Source organism: Bradyrhizobium sp. SZCCHNRI3052 (assembly GCF_032484895.1).
Taxonomy (GTDB): domain Bacteria; phylum Pseudomonadota; class Alphaproteobacteria; order Rhizobiales; family Xanthobacteraceae; genus Bradyrhizobium.
The window spans coordinates 66,989-81,714 of sequence record NZ_JAUETW010000002.1; the positions used below are offsets into that span (position 1 = coordinate 66,989).

The following is a 14,726-nucleotide window of genomic DNA, read 5'->3' on the forward strand; positions in this document are numbered from 1 at the left end:
CGTTCCACATCGCGGCATCAGCGGCCACCGCCGCGGGCGCATTGCACCGCGAAGTCTGCTACTCCTCGACCTGCGGCATTCACCCCTCAGGAGATCAGCATGTTCATCGCCATGAATCGTTTTCGCGTCGCCAAGGGCTCGGAGGCCGCCTTCGAGCAGGTCTGGCTGTCGCGCGACAGCCATCTCGACAAGGTGCCGGGCTTCGTCGAGTTTCACTTGTTGAAGGGACCGGAAGCGGAGGACCATACGCTGTATGCCTCGCACACGATCTGGGCGTCGAAAGCTGCGTTCGAGGACTGGACCAGGTCCGAAGCCTTCCGCGCCGCGCACCACCGGGCCGGCGACACCAAGGTGCACTATCTCGGCCCGCCGCAGTTCGAGGGGTTCGAGGTCCGCCAAACGGTGGGCAGCAAGACGTAGGACAAGGACAAAGCCCACTATTGCGATCCGTCTCCGCGATCCGTCTTGGCTGAGCACGGCCGAGCGGACGCTTGATTTGCGCTGAACGACACGGCGGCCGACAGGACCCGGACGGTCGCCGGTCGTGCGCCCTCGGAAGCTGCTCGCGCCGGGCCTCGCCGGGCAAGCCGTACCGCCGAACCTGCTGACATCAACAAGGACGACGCCCCAGTGAAGCTCCGGCTGAGTCGCGGAGATGCGACGGTGTGCCGACGCTGACCAGTCGTCGCCGTCGGCAGACGCGCATGCGACCTCAGGCGCTCTCGGGAACTGGAGCCTCACGAGGCTGTTATCGCGTGTCTGAAACAGGAAGCCGAATGTCCGGCAGGGCGGGCAGCGCCAGCCAGCGCCCTCGGTCGTTCTGTTCTAGCGAAGGCCCGGATGGTTGCTCGGATCGAGGACGAACCTTCCGGCATATGACCACCGGCGCCGGCGACATCGTCAGAAGCTTCCCTCCGTTGCAACGCGCCACCTTCGTCGACGTTGACAGCCTGACCGCATGAGCGACGCGCGCTGCCCTTCCTCGTTCGGAGAGAGATTCGATGATCATCAGACAGCCGCTCAAGGTCCGCACCCCGGAGGAAGTTCTCGGGCTGATCAGCGCGCTGGCCGTCGCCATTTTTGCGGTCATCATCATCGCGCTGCTGTATTTTGGTCGCGATATCCTGGTCCCCGTGGCCCTGGCCATCCTGCTCAGCTTCGTATTGGCGCCATTGGTCGCGCAACTGCAGCGGCTTCGTGCCCCGCGCGGACTGGCCGTCGTCAGCGTGGTCGTTCTCGCATTCGTCGTGATCTTTACACTGGGCAGCCTGCTCGCCACCCAGCTCACCCAGCTTGCCAGTGAGCTGCCGAACTATCAATCGACGATGAGCAACAAGATCCAGTCGTTCCGCGACACCAAAGCCGGCAGAGGGACGCTCGAGCGTGCATCGGACATGCTCAAGGATCTGGGCAAGGAACTCGACAAACCGAAAGAGCCGGAAGCGGCTCGGCTGCCGAGCGGACTGCGAACGAATTCCTCAGTCCCTGTGACCCCGATCCCGGTGGAGGTCCGGCAGCCCGATCCCGGAGCGCTGGACAGTCTTCGCACGCTGATTTCGCCGCTCATTCATCCGCTGGCGACGACCGGCATCATCATCATCTTCGTGATCTTCATATTGCTTCAACGCGAGGACCTGCGGAATCGGCTCATTCGCCTTGCGGGTTCATCCGACCTGCAGCGCACCACGGCGGCGCTCGATGATGCGGCTTACAGGCTCAGCCGGCTGTTCCTCACCCAGCTCGCCCTGAACGGCGGATTCGGCGTCGTGATCGGCGTCGGTCTGTGGTTCATCGGCATCCCCAGCGCCCTCCTTTGGGGGATCCTCGCCGCAGCGCTTCGGTTCGTGCCCTATATCGGCGCCGTCATCGCCGCGGCGTTTCCGCTTGCTCTGGCGGCAGCGGTCGACCCTGGCTGGTCGATGCTGATTTGGACCTTGGCCCTGTTTCTCGTGGTCGAGCCGTTGCTCGGCCACGTGATCGAACCGATGGTCTATGGGCGCAGCACGGGCCTGTCCCCGGTGGCGGTGGTCGTTTCAGCCGCGTTCTGGACCGCGCTGTGGGGCCCAATCGGGTTGGTGCTCGCGACGCCGCTGACGGTCTGCCTGGTCGTCATCGGACGACATGTGGAGCGCCTGGAGTTCCTCGACGTCATGTTCGGTGATCGTCCAGCGCTGTCTCCTGCCGAGATCTTCTACCAGCGCATGCTTGCGAACGATCCGACGGAAGCAGCCGAGAAGGCAGAGGAGTTCTTGAAGGAGCGCTCGTTGATTGCCTATTGCGACGAGGTCGCGGTGAAGGGACTGCAATTGGCCCAAGCCGACGCCGACCGAGGGGCGCTCGCCTATGATCGCCTTGCAACGATCCGTGACGCCGTCGCCGAGTTGACCGCCGATCTTTCCGATCAAAATGATGGTCCGCTGGCGAAACGCGAGACCACCAGCGATCCGGAAGCTGCATCGGCCGTCGACAGCTCGGCCAGCAGTGGGGCAATCGACACGATACCCATCCTCAGCAAGGACAATCTCGCCGAAGGATGGCGGAGCGAGCAGCCGGTCCTGTGCGTGGCCGGGCGAACCCCGATCGACGAAGCGGCGGCGGTGATTCTCGCGCAACTGTCGTCGGTGCACGGGTTGGGCGCGAAGGTCTCAGGAGCGGAGGCGCTCTCGACGGCGAACGTCATCAAGCTCGAGCCCGCAGGTGTTGCGATTGCCTGCCTGATCTATATCGGCAATTCCGGCGTTGCACATATGCGCTACTCCGTTCGTCGCTTGAAGCGACGACTCCCCAAGGCAAGAGTGATGTTGGTCTGCTGCGCGGCCGACGTCGATCAGGAGGCCGCGAAGGTGCTGCAGGAAGCCACCAAGGCCGATCTGGTCGCGGCGAGCATGGGTGAGGCTGTCAGAATGTGCGTCGAAGTCGCGCAGGCGAAGGCTTCTCAGCAGGTCCCATTGAAGCAGCAGAACACGACGACCAACGTAGCGTGAGACGCGCCACGTCCAACGACCAAGGCCAGACAAAAAAATGCGGCCCCGGTCAGAGACGGCGACTGACGGGGACCGCTGAAACGCGTGACCGGTGACGGGGGATGATCAGGCGCTCGATGGAGCGTAGGCCTGCCCCGTGACGGCGGCGTGACACCGCCCGTTCACAGCGCCTTGCGGTAGACGATGAAGCCCGAGCGCTCGGCGATCTTGTCGTAGAGCGCCTGTGCCGTGGTGTTGGTCTCGTGCGTCTGCCAATAGACCCGCGGCGCACCGGCCTGACGCGCTTCGCGGTAGACCGCCTCGATCAGCGCCCGTCCGACGCCCTTGCCGCGGGCGGCCTCGCTCGTGAACAGGTCGTTGAGATAGCAGAGCGGCCCGATCGTGGTGGTGGCGCGATGAAACAGGTAGTGCGCCAAGCCGATCAACTCGCCACCGCTCTCGGCGACCAGGGCATGGACCGGCTCGTCGGCATCGAAGAAGCGCGACCATGTCATCGCGGTCACCTCGGCCGGCAGCGCCGTCGGCCCCGAACGGCCGTAGAAGGCATTGTAGCCGTCCCAGAGCGGCAGCCAGTGATCATGGTCGTCGCGCGCGATGGCGCGCACAGTGAGTGCTTCGTGCATGAAGGCTTCGCCGTCCGTTTGAATCTCGACGGACCTTCGATACGCGCAGCCGCGTTGGCGATCAATCCGGGACGGGCTGCACCGGTTCGGCGGCGGGCGGCCGTACCAGCTCGACATAGACGGACCGATCTTCCTCGGTCAGCGGCGAGAGCGAGAGCTCGCCCCGCCGCTCGATCAGGATCAGCAGTGACGCCGCCAGCAGGATCGCGAGTGCCAGGGTCACGGCAACGATTACGACCGTTGATTTCATCGCCATTTTGTGCGCGAGACAATCATCGCCTGTTGTCGCGAAAACCGCGAAGGGTTGTCAAAATGGCTTCCTGTTAAGCGGGCATCGACAAGACGGCGCGGATCGACACCACCGCGATGGTGACGCTGACACCCAACGAGAGCGTGCTGGCCGCGATCGTTGCGACCACGGCGGTGGTCAGGCTGGGCGAAAGGGTGAGCGTTGCGTGGTCGTGAAAGCCGCTGACGGGCGTACGGAGCCCTCTACGGTGGTTCGACTCCTGCGGCGACGCATGGCCGCGGACCCAACTGAACCTCGGAACGGAAGCAAGACGCCACCCGGACATGAAGTCGAAATCCCTTACCCATACATCCGCGAGCGAATCACTCGCAGAGGTAAATTCTAAGGTCGCGCTGGGCAGGATTGCGGCGGCAAATCGGAAAAAAAGGCAGGAACATGGCGCTGGCGGTGTTTGTTCCCGCCGATGCGTGTATTTTCCCCGCTGTTCTACGGACAGCCAGTAGTTTTACGGTGAATGCCTCACCCGTAGTCGGCGGCGATGCCGGCTGAATCGATCAGTGCCGGCTGCCAATCCATCGCGACGAAACCGGGTGTCTGTTCGACGCGGCGCAGCCAGTTGCGGATCTTCGGGAAGGTCGACAGGTCGAAGTCGCAGCGATCGGCGACGTGGGTGTAGCCGTAGAGCGCGATGTCGGCGACCGTCAGCTGCTTCGCGGCAAAGTAGTCGTTGCTCTTGAGATGATTCTCCATCACCTGGAGCGCGGCGTAGCCGCGCTCCATCCAGTCCTCGAGCGCATGTGTCTGCAGGTCGCGCCCGCCCTTGACCAGCAGCAGCCAGAAATAGGCGGCGCCGATGTTCGGCTCCAGCGCATGCTGCTCGAAGAACATCCACTGCAGCGCTTCGGCACGCTCGATGCGCTGCTCTGGCACCAGCGGCGTGCCGCCGGCGACATACCAGAGGATCGCGTTCGATTCGGCGATGAAGCGGTCCTCGCCGACCTCCAGCAGCGGCACCTGGCCGCTGGGATTCTTGGCGAGAAAATCCGGCGTGCGGCTCTCGCCGCGCAGGATGTCGATCTCGATCGCCTGATAGGGCGCGTTCAGAAGCGCGAGCGCAAGGCGGACCTTGTAGCTGTTGCCTGACCGCTGCATCGAATAGAGCTTGTACATCCGGCCGATTTCGAGTTCGAGGAATCAAAGGTTGGACGCATCGCACATCCAGACGCCAGATCGTCCCGCAATGCGGCCAGACAATGATGCCGATGGGCGCAGGCTGCAAGAGCCGGCGGATGGAAAAAGTCGAAATGCGCTACTGCACTGCACTCTCGAATAACAACTTTCCAATAGATTCAAACAATCGAGATCACGCCTGCGCGATGCGTGCGTGTCCACCGATCTCGACGGCGCGATCGGTGAGAGCGCGGCGCAGGGTCAGCGCGAACAGGGCCATCAGAACGATGAGGCCCAGCGGTATCGTCGTCAGCCCGGCGACGCTGCGCGAGAGCAGCGGCACGATCCAGGCGGCCGCGAGCACGTTGAGCTCGTAGTCGCGAAAGCCGTGCGCGAGGCCGTGCCGGACGAAGAAGATGATCGCGACCGCGACGACGACGAGGTCGTAGTCGAGCACGTAGGGCGTCGCCAGCAGGCTCGCGCTCGCCAGTGCCGAAGCCTTGAGATCGAACGCGGCCTCGCTCTGCCACAGCCATGCAAGTCCGGCCGCGAGCGACAGCGCCAGCAGGCTCTGCAGCGCATAGGCGGACCTGATATCGGCGCCCCAATGACGCGCGGCCGAGAACACCGACTGGATCTTCTCCCAGCCGGTGCCGCCTTGCTCGAGCACGACGCTCTGTGTGAAGGTCATCGACTGGAAGAAAGCGTGCCAGACGTCGCTGCCGAGCGCGGCGAAGCTGATCGCGACCAGCGCGGCCACCGTGGCGGCTGCCGCAGCAATCGTCGGCCAGCGCGTGCCTGCGAGCAGCGCCACGGGAATGAGCACGCCGAATTGCGGCTTGTAGGCGAGCAGGCCGATCAGGAAGCCGGCCGCCCACGGCCGGCCGCGCTCCATCAGCAACAGCGCGCCGCCGAGCAGCGCCGCGGTGAAAAACGCGTTCTGGCCGTGACCGATGTTGACGAACACGGCGGGAAAGGCGGTCGCGACCAGCAGGGTCCCGGAACGCGGCAGGATTGCGCGCATGACCGCGAGGTATGCGAGCAGGCTCGACACGACCCAGAGCGCGAGCCCTCCGGCATAGGGCAGCAGGGCGGTGATGGCGGCGATCGCGAAGAAGAAGGGCGGGTAGTGCCAGCCGAAGAACGGCACGTCGCGGCCGTCGAATACGGCCTTTTCCGTCGCATGCTGCAGCGGCGGATCATAGGCATCGGCCGCCTTGCCCTGAAGGGTCAGCACGCCTGCCGCATAGACATTGGAGAAGTCGGTGCCGATCGGCTTGCCGTTGCGGTCGACCAGGCCATCGGACAGCGCGATCCAGCCGGCGATTGCCGCGATCGTGACCGCGAGCAGAATCCAGCTGTAGGACTTGATCCGCGTGGCCGTCAGCCAGTCGCCGGATCGCAGGGCGTACCCGATAGTGGTCATTTCGGCCTGAGACTCTGGATAATCGTCGGTCCACGCTAACGGGGCGGCTTTAACGTTCTCTAAAGTCTTGGGAGCCATGTGCCCAAGCTTCTTGCGATGCAGCGCTGGGGGCCCTACAAATGGGCGTTTCCCTGACATGACTGGTCGTGGCCCCGAGGGGGTGATCCACGACGCCTGCATAGGAGCTGATGATGTCCTTTCTCGCCGCTGCGCTCGACCGTGTGAAGCCGTCCGCGACCATCGCGGTCACGGATAAAGCGCGCGTCCTCAAAGCGGCGGGCCGCAACGTCATCGGCCTCGGCGCCGGCGAGCCGGATTTCGATACGCCCGACAACATCAAGCAGGCCGCGATCAAGGCGATCCAGGACGGCAAGACCAAGTATACCGCGGTCGACGGCATCCCCGAGCTGAAGGAAGCCATCATCGGCAAGTTCCAGCGCGAGAACGGCCTCACCTATAAGCCGAACCAGGTGATCGTCGGCGTCGGCGGCAAGCAGGTGCTGTACAATGCGCTGATGGCGACCATCAATCCCGGCGACCAGGTGATCATCCCGGCGCCGTACTGGGTCAGCTATCCCGAGATGGTCGCGCTCGCCGGCGGCGAGCCGGTGCCGGTGGTCTGCACCGCCGCCCACGGCTTCAAGCTGCAGCCGGAGGCGCTGGAGAAGGCGATCACGCCGAAGACCAAGTGGCTGATCCTGTGCTCGCCGTCGAACCCGACCGGCGCGGCCTACACCAAGGCCGAGCTGAAGGCGCTCACCGAGGTGCTGGTCAAGCATCCGCATGTCTGGATCATGACCGACGACATGTACGAGCACCTCGTCTATGACGACTTCGTGTTCACCACGCCGGCGCAGGTCGAGCCCTCGCTGTTCGACCGCACGCTGACCGTGAACGGCGTCTCCAAGGCCTATTGCATGACCGGCTGGCGCATCGGCTATGCCGGCGGTCCGGCGCACCTGATCAAGGCGATGGCGACGATCCAGTCGCAGTCGACCTCGAACCCGTGCTCGATCGCGCAATGGGCGGCGGTGGAGGCCCTGAACGGTCCGCAGGACTTCATCCCGGCCAACAACAAGGTGTTCAAGGAGCGCCGCGACCTCGTGGTGTCGATGCTGAACCAGGCGAATGGCATCGAATGCCCGCGGCCGGAAGGCGCGTTCTACGTCTATCCGTCCTGCGCCGGGACGATCGGCAAGACCGCGCCGTCGGGCAAGGTGATCGACAATGACGAGGCCTTCGTCACCGAGCTGCTGGAGACGGAGGGCGTCGCCGTGGTGCAGGGCTCGGCCTTCGGCCTCGGCCCGGCCTTCCGCATCTCCTACGCGACCAAGACCTCCGACCTCGAGGACGCCTGCAAGCGAATCCAGCGCTTCTGCGGCAATCTGAGGTAATCGGGCAACATCCTTCTCGAAACACCAGAAGCCAATTTCCAGGCCGAAAGGCGCCATGTTTTGAACATGGCGCCTTTCTTTTGTCGGCCGACAAGTCTGGTGGCGTAGGGTTGGAGTTCGATGCGGCTGCTTCTGCTGTCGATCGCGTTGATGGTGATGATCGTGCCGCTCGCGCAGGCCCATCAGGGGCGGCCGATGCGCGCCGGCGTGCTCGAATGCGAGGGACGAAAGACCTCCGGCAGGCTCGTGATGTCCCAGTCCCGCCTGCGCTGCGTGTTTCGCAGTCAGGGCCGCCAGCCGGAGCGCTATGTCGCCAAGGTCCGGCGTTACGGCCTCGATCTCGGCCTGACGGATGTGACCAGGATGGCGTGGGCGGTCAGCGCACCGGTCAACGATTTCGGCCGCAGCGAGCTGCGCGGGCGCTATGGCGGATTGTCCGCCAACGCTGCCGCTCTGGTCGGCTTCGGCGGCAGCTTCCTGGTGCGCGACACCGATCGCGCCGCGGCGCTGCAGCCGATCAGCCTGCAGGGGCAGACCGGCTTGAACCTCGCTGCCGGAATCACCGAGGTCGAGCTGGTGCCGCTGCTGCCGATCCACCCGAGCCCGAGCCGTTCATCGTCCTACTTCTCGCGTTTCTATCGCTGAGGCGCTCGATCGGAGAGACTCGGACACGTTCAGGCGAACGCGTCGCAATCGCTGCCTGCGTCGGCGCGCCGGCTCGTGCCGACGGCGCGCCGAATCTGGTGCGACTGTAAGGCTTGTGGCATAGACGTGGTGCCCTGTGATCGTGCGTCCGATCGACGGGTCTGCATCACACGTTCATTTCAGCCGGAGTTTTATTCATGCGCTCGACCATCCTCGCCGGGCTCGCCGCTGCGGTCGTCCTCTGCACCGGCACCGGCGCTGCCCAGGCGCAAGATCGCGTGCGGGTCGGTGTCCTCGAATGCCGCGGCGGCGCCAGTGTCGGCTTCATCGTCGGCTCGGTGACCCATCTCGGCTGCGTGCTGCGCGCCGACGGCCTGCCCGAGGACCGCTACGTCGCGACCATCCGCAAGGTCGGCCTCGATCTCGGCATCACCCAGGAATCGCTGCTGGCCTGGGTGGTCTATGCACCGGTCGCGCGGCTCGGGCCGGGCGATCTCTCCGGCGACTATGCCGGCGCCCAGGGCTCGGCCGCGGTCGGCGTCGGTGTCGGCGGCAACGTGCTGGTCGGCGGCTCCGCCAACTCGATCGCGCTGCAGCCGCTCAGCGTCCAGGGCCAGGTCGGCCTCAGCGTCTCGGCGGGGCTGCAAAGCCTCGAATTGCGCCCGGGGCGGTGATCTTCCCTTTGCCGTGAACAGCGCTCTTCCCGCCATCGTGCGGGAAGACGGCGCGATCCCCCGCACTGCAGCAACGTTTTTCGCAGGCCGCCTGCTTGCCAAAGCGGCAGCCGAGGCAGAGCATTCGGCTTTGCCGACCCAATCAAGGGCCGAGCTCCACAACGAGGAGGCGGCGAATGGGACAAGACCTGAGAAGTCCCCGAGGTCCACGGTGCATCGCGCTGGTGGGCCCTTTCCAAAGCGGTAAAACCACTCTCTTGGAGGCGATCCTGGCGCGGACCGGCGCGATCCCGCGCGCGGGCAGCGTCGACGCCGGCACCTCCGTCGGCGATGCCAGCCCGGAGGCGCGTCAGCACAAGATGAGCGTCGCCATGACGGCGGCGACCACGACCTTCATGGGCGACAGCTACACCTTCCTCGACTGTCCTGGCTCGATCGAATTCATCCACGACATGCGCGCCGCGCTGCCGGCGGTCGATGCCGCCATCGTGGTCTGCGAGGCGGACGAGAAGAAGCTGCCGCAATTGCAGATCATCCTGCGCGAGCTCGAGGAGCTGCGCATTCCGCGCTTCCTGTTTCTCAACAAGATCGACCGCGCCAATGCGCGGATCAGGGAGACGCTTGCCACATTGCAGCCGGCCTCGCGCGTGCCCCTGGTGCTGCGCCAGATCCCGATCTGGAACGGCGAATTGATCGAAGGGTTCGTCGACCTCGCGCTGGAGCGCGCCTTCATCTATCGCGAGCATAAGGCCTCCGAGGTGATCGCGCTCGAAGGCGGCGATCTCGACCGCGAGAAGGAGGCGCGCTTCTCGATGCTGGAGAAGCTCGCCGATCACGACGATTCGCTGATGGAGCAGCTGCTGGAGGACATCCCGCCGCCGCGCGACGCCGTGTTCGACGATCTGGCGCGCGAATTGCGCGAGGGATTGATCTGCCCGGTGCTGCTCGGATCGGCGTTGCGCGAGAACGGCGTGCTGCGGCTGATGAAGGCGCTGCGCCACGAGGCGCCCGGAATCGCCGAGACCGCGCAGCGGCTCGGTGTGAAGGACACCAAGGAGGCGCTCGGCTATGTCTTCAAGACGCTGCATCTGCAGCATGGCGGCAAGCTGTCATTGACGCGGGTGCTGTCCGGCCATCTCGACGACGGCGCGACGCTGCATGCCGCCTCGGGCGAGGCGGCGCGCGTGTCCGGCATCCTGGCTGCCACCGGCGCCTACGACAGCAAGCGCGCGGGCGCCCAGGCCGGGGACACGGTGGCGCTCGGCAAGCTCGATGCGGTCAAGACCGGCGATACGGTTGCGACCGGCAAGACGGCACCACCGCCGCTGGCAAAGGTGGAGGCGTGCCCGCCGGTGCTGGCGCTCTCGATCGCCGCCGTGGACCGCAAGGATGACGTCAAGCTCGGCCAGGCCTTGCAGCGGCTCCACGAGGAGGATCCGTCGCTGACCATGGTGCAGAACCCGCGCACCCACGACACCGTGCTGTGGGGGCAGGGCGAGATGCATCTGCGCGTCGCGCTGGAGCGGCTGCGCGACCGCTTCGGCGTCAACGTCAAATCGCACCAGCCCGCGATCGGCTACCAGGAGACCATCCGCAAGCCGATCACGCAGCGCGGCCGCCACAAGAAGCAGTCCGGCGGCCACGGCCAGTTCGGCGACGTGGTGCTCGACATCAGGCCGCTGCCGCGCGGCGAAGGCTTCCGCTTTGCCGAGAAGGTGGTCGGCGGCGCGGTGCCGCGCAACTATATCCCGGCGGTGGAGGAGGGCGTCGTCGACGCAATGGCCCGCGGCCCCCTGGGCTTTCCGGTGATCGACGTCGAGGTGACGCTCACCGACGGCTCCTATCACAGCGTGGATTCGTCCGACCTCGCGTTCCGCACCGCGGCGCGGGTCGGCGTCGGCGAGGGGCTGCCGCAATGCCAGCCGGTGCTGCTGGAGCCGATTCACACCGTCGAGATCGTCTGCCCGACGGAGGCGACCGCCAGGATCAATGCGATCCTCTCGGCGCGGCGCGGCCAGATCCTGTCCTTCGATACCCGTGACGGCTGGCCGGGCTGGGACTGCGTCCGGGCGATGATGCCGGAGGCGGAGATCGGCGAGTTGATCGTCGAATTGCGTTCGGCGACGGCCGGCGCCGGCAGCTTCACCCGCCAATTCGACCACATGGCCGAGGTGACCGGCCGCGCCGCCGACCACATCATCGCCTCCCATCGCGACGCCGCCTGAGCCGAACGCTCCGCGCCGAACAGCGCCGGCCCGTCATCCTCTCTCGGGATGGCGGGCCGGATCGCGTCGGGACCTTTGCTCGCGCGCGCAGGGAACAAACGGCGAGGGCCGGGTTCCAGCTTGCGTCCGAGATCAGTTTGTGATGTATTTTACATCATTGTCTTTGTCTCAGACATCATTTATGGTGTCTGCCACGTGAGGCCAGCGTGATCACGTCGTTCCAGATGCGGGCAGCGCGAGCGCTGCTCGGGATAGATCAGAGAACCTTGGCCGAGCTGGCCGGCGTGTCGCTGCCGACGATCCAGCGGATGGAAGCCTCCACGGGCAACGTCCGCGGCGTGGTGGACTCGCTGACCAAGGTCGTCGATGCGCTCAATCGCGCGGGCGTGGATCTGATCGGTGAGCATTCCCGCAGCGAGAACGGCGGGCGTGGTGTTCGCCTGAAGGACCCGGGGCCGCCCCGCCGCATGGGCCGTCAAACTGACATCGCGCGCGATGACGCAAGCTAGGCTCATCGCGCGGGCACGGGGCCCCTGGGCGCTTCGTGTGGGACGCATCGTCGGCTGCGCCGCGGCCCGATGAGGCGACGGGAGCGTGATGGGCATGAGCATCGCAAACGAACACCGTTCGCACGGGCGGGTCGGACATCATGAGCCGACCTTCGCCGAGCTTTATTCCCCCAAACTCCTGACGGTCTTGCGCGAGGGCTACGGCCTCAGCGACTTTCGCGCCGACGCGCTGGCGGGCCTGACGGTGGCGATCGTGGCGCTGCCGCTGTCGATGGCGATCGCGATCGCCTCCGGTGTCTCGCCGGGGCGTGGTCTCTACACCGCCGTGATCGGCGGCTTCCTGGTCTCGCTGCTCGGCGGCAGCCGCTTTCAGATCGGCGGTCCCGCGGGTGCCTTCATCGTGCTGGTCGCTGCGACGGTCGATCGCCAGGGTCTCGATGGCCTGCTGATCGCGACGATGATGTCCGGCGTGATGCTGGTGATCGCCGGATATCTGCGGCTCGGCACCTACATCAAGTTCATTCCCTATCCGGTCACAGTCGGCTTCACCGCGGGCATCGCCGTCATCATCTTTGCCAGCCAGCTGAAGGATCTGTTCGGTATCACGCTTGCGGGCAAGGAGCCGGGCGAGCTGCTTCCGAAGCTCACGGCGCTCGCGCATGGCGCGCCGACCGCGAGCATGTCTGCGGTCGTGACGGCCGCGCTGTCGATCGCGATCATCATCGGCCTCAAGCATCTGCGGCCGACCTGGCCCGGCATCCTGATCGCGGTGGTGGTCGCGGCCATCATCACCTTCGCGCTGCAGCTTCCGGTCGAGACCATTGGGACGAAATTCGGCGGTATCCCGCGCGAGCTGCCGGCGCCGGCGTTGCCGGCGTTCTCGCTCGCCAAGGTCCAGGCGGTGTTCCCCGACGCGATCGCCTTCGCACTGCTCGGAGCCATCGAATCGCTGCTGTCGGCCGTCGTCGCCGACGGCATGACCGGCCGTCGCCATCGCTCCAACTGCGAGCTGGTGGCGCAGGGCTTTGCCAATGTCGGCTCGGCCTTGTTCGGCGGCATCTGCGTCACCGGCACCATCGCGCGCACCGCCACCAATGTTCGCGCCGGCGCCCGCGGACCGGTGTCGGGCATGCTGCATTCGCTGTTTCTTTTGGTGTTCATGCTGATCGCGGCGCCGCTGGCGAGCTACATCCCGCTGTCGGCGCTCGCCGCGGTGCTCGTCGTTGTCGCCTGGAACATGGCCGAGAAGCACGAGTTCGCCACCCTGATCCGATCGTCCTGGGGCGATGCCACGGTGTTGCTCGCGACCTTCGGGCTGACGGTCTTCCGCGATCTCACCGAGGGCATCCTGGTCGGCTTCGCGCTCGGCGCCGTGCTGTTCATCAACCGCATGGCGCAGATGACCGGCGTCGAGGACGGGTCGCCTCTGGTCGCAAAGGACCGCGCCGACTTCGAGGATGAGGCGCGGGTGCCGTACAATCCGAAGCTCAGCGCCGACAAGGACGTGCTGGTCTATCGCATCACCGGTGCGTTCTTCTTCGGCGCCGCCTCGACCGTCGGCACCGTGCTCGACTCGATCGCCGACCGCCGCAAGGCCTTCGTGGTCGATTTCGCAGCGGTGCCGTTCCTGGATTCGACGGCCGCCAACGCCATGAGCCGCGTTGCCGCCAAGGCCAAGCGCCAGGGCATCCGCCTGTTCATCACCGGCGCCTCGCCGACCGTGCGCCGGGCGCTGCTGACCCATGGCGTGCGGCCGCCGCTGGTGCGCTACCGCGAGACCATCGAGCGCGCGGTGGCCGACATCAAGGGCAAGGAGACGGCACCGGCGGACGTCGCCGATGGGCTCGCCGCGAGCTGACACGCGGCCCCAACGCCGCGTCGCCGTTTGGGCCATGGCGCCTGGGGGCGACTGCCGCGCCCCAGCATTGACTCCAGCCGGGGCTTGTCCGATGTCACGGCCATGACCCTTGCCGCCAAACCCCGCGCTGCGTGCCTGATCGGCTGGCCTGCCGCGCATTCGCGCTCGCCCTTGATCCATCATCATTGGCTGCACGAGCTCGGCATTGCCGGCGGCTACACCATCGAGGCGGTGCCGCCGGAAGAGCTGGCGGACTTCGTCATGCATCTCGACCGTCGCGGCTTCGTCGGCGCCAACGTCACGATCCCGCACAAGGAGCGCGTGCTGGAGCTGAGCGAGCCGGACGCGCGTGCCCGCGCCGTCGGCGCGGCCAACACGCTCTGGTACGAGGACCGCATCCTGCGGGCCACCAACACCGACGTCGAAGGCTTCATCGGCAATCTGGACGCCGCTGCCCCAGGCTGGGACCGCACCGACGAGGCGCTGGTGCTCGGCTCCGGCGGCTCGGCGCGGGCCGTCGTGTTCGGCCTGCTCGAGCGCGGCATCGGCCGCGTCCACATCATCAACCGCACCGCGGCGCGCGCACAAGCCCTGGCTGATCAGTTCGGCAGCCATGTCGTTGCCGAAGGCTGGGACCGCGTCGGCGCGCTGCTGCCGCGCGCGGGCCTGTTCGTGAACACCACCTCGCTCGGCATGCACGGTCAGCCGCCGCTCGAGCTCGACGTCGAGCTGTTGCCGCAGCAGGCCGTCGTCGCCGACATCGTCTACGTGCCGCTGGAGACGCAGTTGCTCGCGGCGGCGCGGGCGAGGGGGCTGCGCACTGCCGATGGACTCGGCATGCTGCTGCACCAGGCCGTGCGTGGCTTCGAATTGTGGTTCGGCCGCCGTCCGCAGGTCACGCCCGAGTTGCGCGCGCTGGTCGAGGCCGATCTCACAAGGGCTTGAGCGCGGAATAAGCGCAGATGGTC

The 14,726-nt window shown here is 66.2% G+C and carries 13 protein-coding genes; 9 read left to right on the plus strand and 4 right to left on the minus strand.

The window, feature by feature from the left end; genetic code table 11:
• Positions 1 to 99 precede the first annotated feature (99 nt).
• A complete protein-coding gene (locus tag QW887_RS05515) occupies positions 100 to 420 on the plus strand; it encodes an antibiotic biosynthesis monooxygenase (RefSeq protein WP_315714107.1) in 321 nt (106 codons plus the stop codon).
• A 581-nt stretch (positions 421 to 1,001) separates the two neighbouring features.
• Positions 1,002 to 2,984, plus strand: coding sequence for an AI-2E family transporter (locus QW887_RS05520; protein ID WP_316194252.1), 1,983 nt, complete (start codon positions 1,002 to 1,004; stop codon positions 2,982 to 2,984).
• 161 nt (positions 2,985 to 3,145) lie between these two features.
• Here the strand turns inward: QW887_RS05520 and QW887_RS05525 are convergent, their stop codons facing one another.
• From QW887_RS05525 to QW887_RS05540, 4 genes are all read right to left on the minus strand, one after another.
• Positions 3,146 to 3,607, minus strand: a complete 462-nt coding sequence (locus QW887_RS05525) for a GNAT family N-acetyltransferase (protein WP_315750064.1) — start codon at positions 3,605 to 3,607, stop codon at positions 3,146 to 3,148.
• A 61-nt stretch (positions 3,608 to 3,668) separates the two neighbouring features.
• Positions 3,669 to 3,863, minus strand: a complete 195-nt coding sequence (locus tag QW887_RS05530) for a hypothetical protein (RefSeq protein WP_315714111.1) — start codon at positions 3,861 to 3,863, stop codon at positions 3,669 to 3,671.
• Positions 3,864 to 4,376: 513 nt separating this feature from the next.
• Positions 4,377 to 5,027: a glutathione S-transferase family protein gene (locus tag QW887_RS05535; RefSeq protein WP_315714112.1), complete on the minus strand. Its 651-nt coding sequence runs from the start codon at positions 5,025 to 5,027 to the stop codon at positions 4,377 to 4,379.
• A gap of 193 nt (positions 5,028 to 5,220) precedes the next feature.
• Positions 5,221 to 6,453, minus strand: a complete 1,233-nt coding sequence (locus QW887_RS05540) for a glycosyltransferase family 87 protein (protein ID WP_316194253.1) — start codon at positions 6,451 to 6,453, stop codon at positions 5,221 to 5,223.
• Between the two features lie 191 nt (positions 6,454 to 6,644).
• Between QW887_RS05540 and QW887_RS05545 the strand changes: the two genes are divergently transcribed.
• From QW887_RS05545 to QW887_RS05575, 7 genes are all read left to right on the plus strand, one after another.
• Positions 6,645 to 7,847 (plus strand): pyridoxal phosphate-dependent aminotransferase, encoded by a 1,203-nt coding sequence (locus tag QW887_RS05545; RefSeq protein WP_315714114.1) that lies wholly within the window; start codon positions 6,645 to 6,647, stop codon positions 7,845 to 7,847.
• A 120-nt stretch (positions 7,848 to 7,967) separates the two neighbouring features.
• Positions 7,968 to 8,492, plus strand: coding sequence for a DUF992 domain-containing protein (locus QW887_RS05550; RefSeq protein ID WP_315714115.1), 525 nt, complete (start codon positions 7,968 to 7,970; stop codon positions 8,490 to 8,492).
• Between the two features lie 197 nt (positions 8,493 to 8,689).
• Complete coding sequence (locus QW887_RS05555) at positions 8,690 to 9,166, plus strand: DUF992 domain-containing protein (RefSeq protein WP_315714116.1); 477 nt, start codon at positions 8,690 to 8,692, stop codon at positions 9,164 to 9,166.
• Between the two features lie 176 nt (positions 9,167 to 9,342).
• A complete protein-coding gene (locus QW887_RS05560; RefSeq protein WP_315750067.1) occupies positions 9,343 to 11,391 on the plus strand; it encodes an elongation factor G in 2,049 nt (682 codons plus the stop codon).
• A 206-nt stretch (positions 11,392 to 11,597) separates the two neighbouring features.
• Positions 11,598 to 11,900, plus strand: a complete 303-nt coding sequence (locus QW887_RS05565; protein ID WP_315714118.1) for a helix-turn-helix transcriptional regulator — start codon at positions 11,598 to 11,600, stop codon at positions 11,898 to 11,900.
• Positions 11,901 to 11,994: 94 nt separating this feature from the next.
• A complete protein-coding gene (locus tag QW887_RS05570) occupies positions 11,995 to 13,758 on the plus strand; it encodes a SulP family inorganic anion transporter (protein ID WP_315714119.1) in 1,764 nt (587 codons plus the stop codon).
• A gap of 102 nt (positions 13,759 to 13,860) precedes the next feature.
• The gene (locus QW887_RS05575; RefSeq protein WP_315714120.1) at positions 13,861 to 14,703 is read left to right on the plus strand and encodes a shikimate dehydrogenase; all 843 of its coding nucleotides are present in this window, start codon (positions 13,861 to 13,863) and stop codon (positions 14,701 to 14,703) included.
• Positions 14,704 to 14,726: the final 23 nt, after the last annotated feature.

Excerpts from the sequence above, each read along its gene's own strand:
- QW887_RS05545 (WP_315714114.1), top strand. The coding sequence starts at position 6,645 with ATGTCCTTTCTCGCCGCTGCGCTCGACCGTGTGAAGCCGTCCGCGACC.
- QW887_RS05535 (WP_315714112.1), bottom strand. The coding sequence starts at position 5,027 with ATGTACAAGCTCTATTCGATGCAGCGGTCAGGCAACAGCTACAAGGTC.
- QW887_RS05555 (WP_315714116.1), top strand. The coding sequence starts at position 8,690 with ATGCGCTCGACCATCCTCGCCGGGCTCGCCGCTGCGGTCGTCCTCTGC.
- QW887_RS05520 (WP_316194252.1), top strand. The coding sequence starts at position 1,002 with ATGATCATCAGACAGCCGCTCAAGGTCCGCACCCCGGAGGAAGTTCTC.
- QW887_RS05530 (WP_315714111.1), bottom strand. The coding sequence starts at position 3,863 with ATGGCGATGAAATCAACGGTCGTAATCGTTGCCGTGACCCTGGCACTC.
- QW887_RS05570 (WP_315714119.1), top strand. The coding sequence starts at position 11,995 with ATGAGCATCGCAAACGAACACCGTTCGCACGGGCGGGTCGGACATCAT.
- QW887_RS05540 (WP_316194253.1), bottom strand. The coding sequence starts at position 6,453 with ATGACCACTATCGGGTACGCCCTGCGATCCGGCGACTGGCTGACGGCC.
- QW887_RS05560 (WP_315750067.1), top strand. The coding sequence starts at position 9,343 with ATGGGACAAGACCTGAGAAGTCCCCGAGGTCCACGGTGCATCGCGCTG.
- QW887_RS05515 (WP_315714107.1), top strand. The coding sequence starts at position 100 with ATGTTCATCGCCATGAATCGTTTTCGCGTCGCCAAGGGCTCGGAGGCC.
- QW887_RS05575 (WP_315714120.1), top strand. The coding sequence starts at position 13,861 with ATGACCCTTGCCGCCAAACCCCGCGCTGCGTGCCTGATCGGCTGGCCT.
- QW887_RS05525 (WP_315750064.1), bottom strand. The coding sequence starts at position 3,607 with ATGCACGAAGCACTCACTGTGCGCGCCATCGCGCGCGACGACCATGAT.
- QW887_RS05550 (WP_315714115.1), top strand. The coding sequence starts at position 7,968 with ATGCGGCTGCTTCTGCTGTCGATCGCGTTGATGGTGATGATCGTGCCG.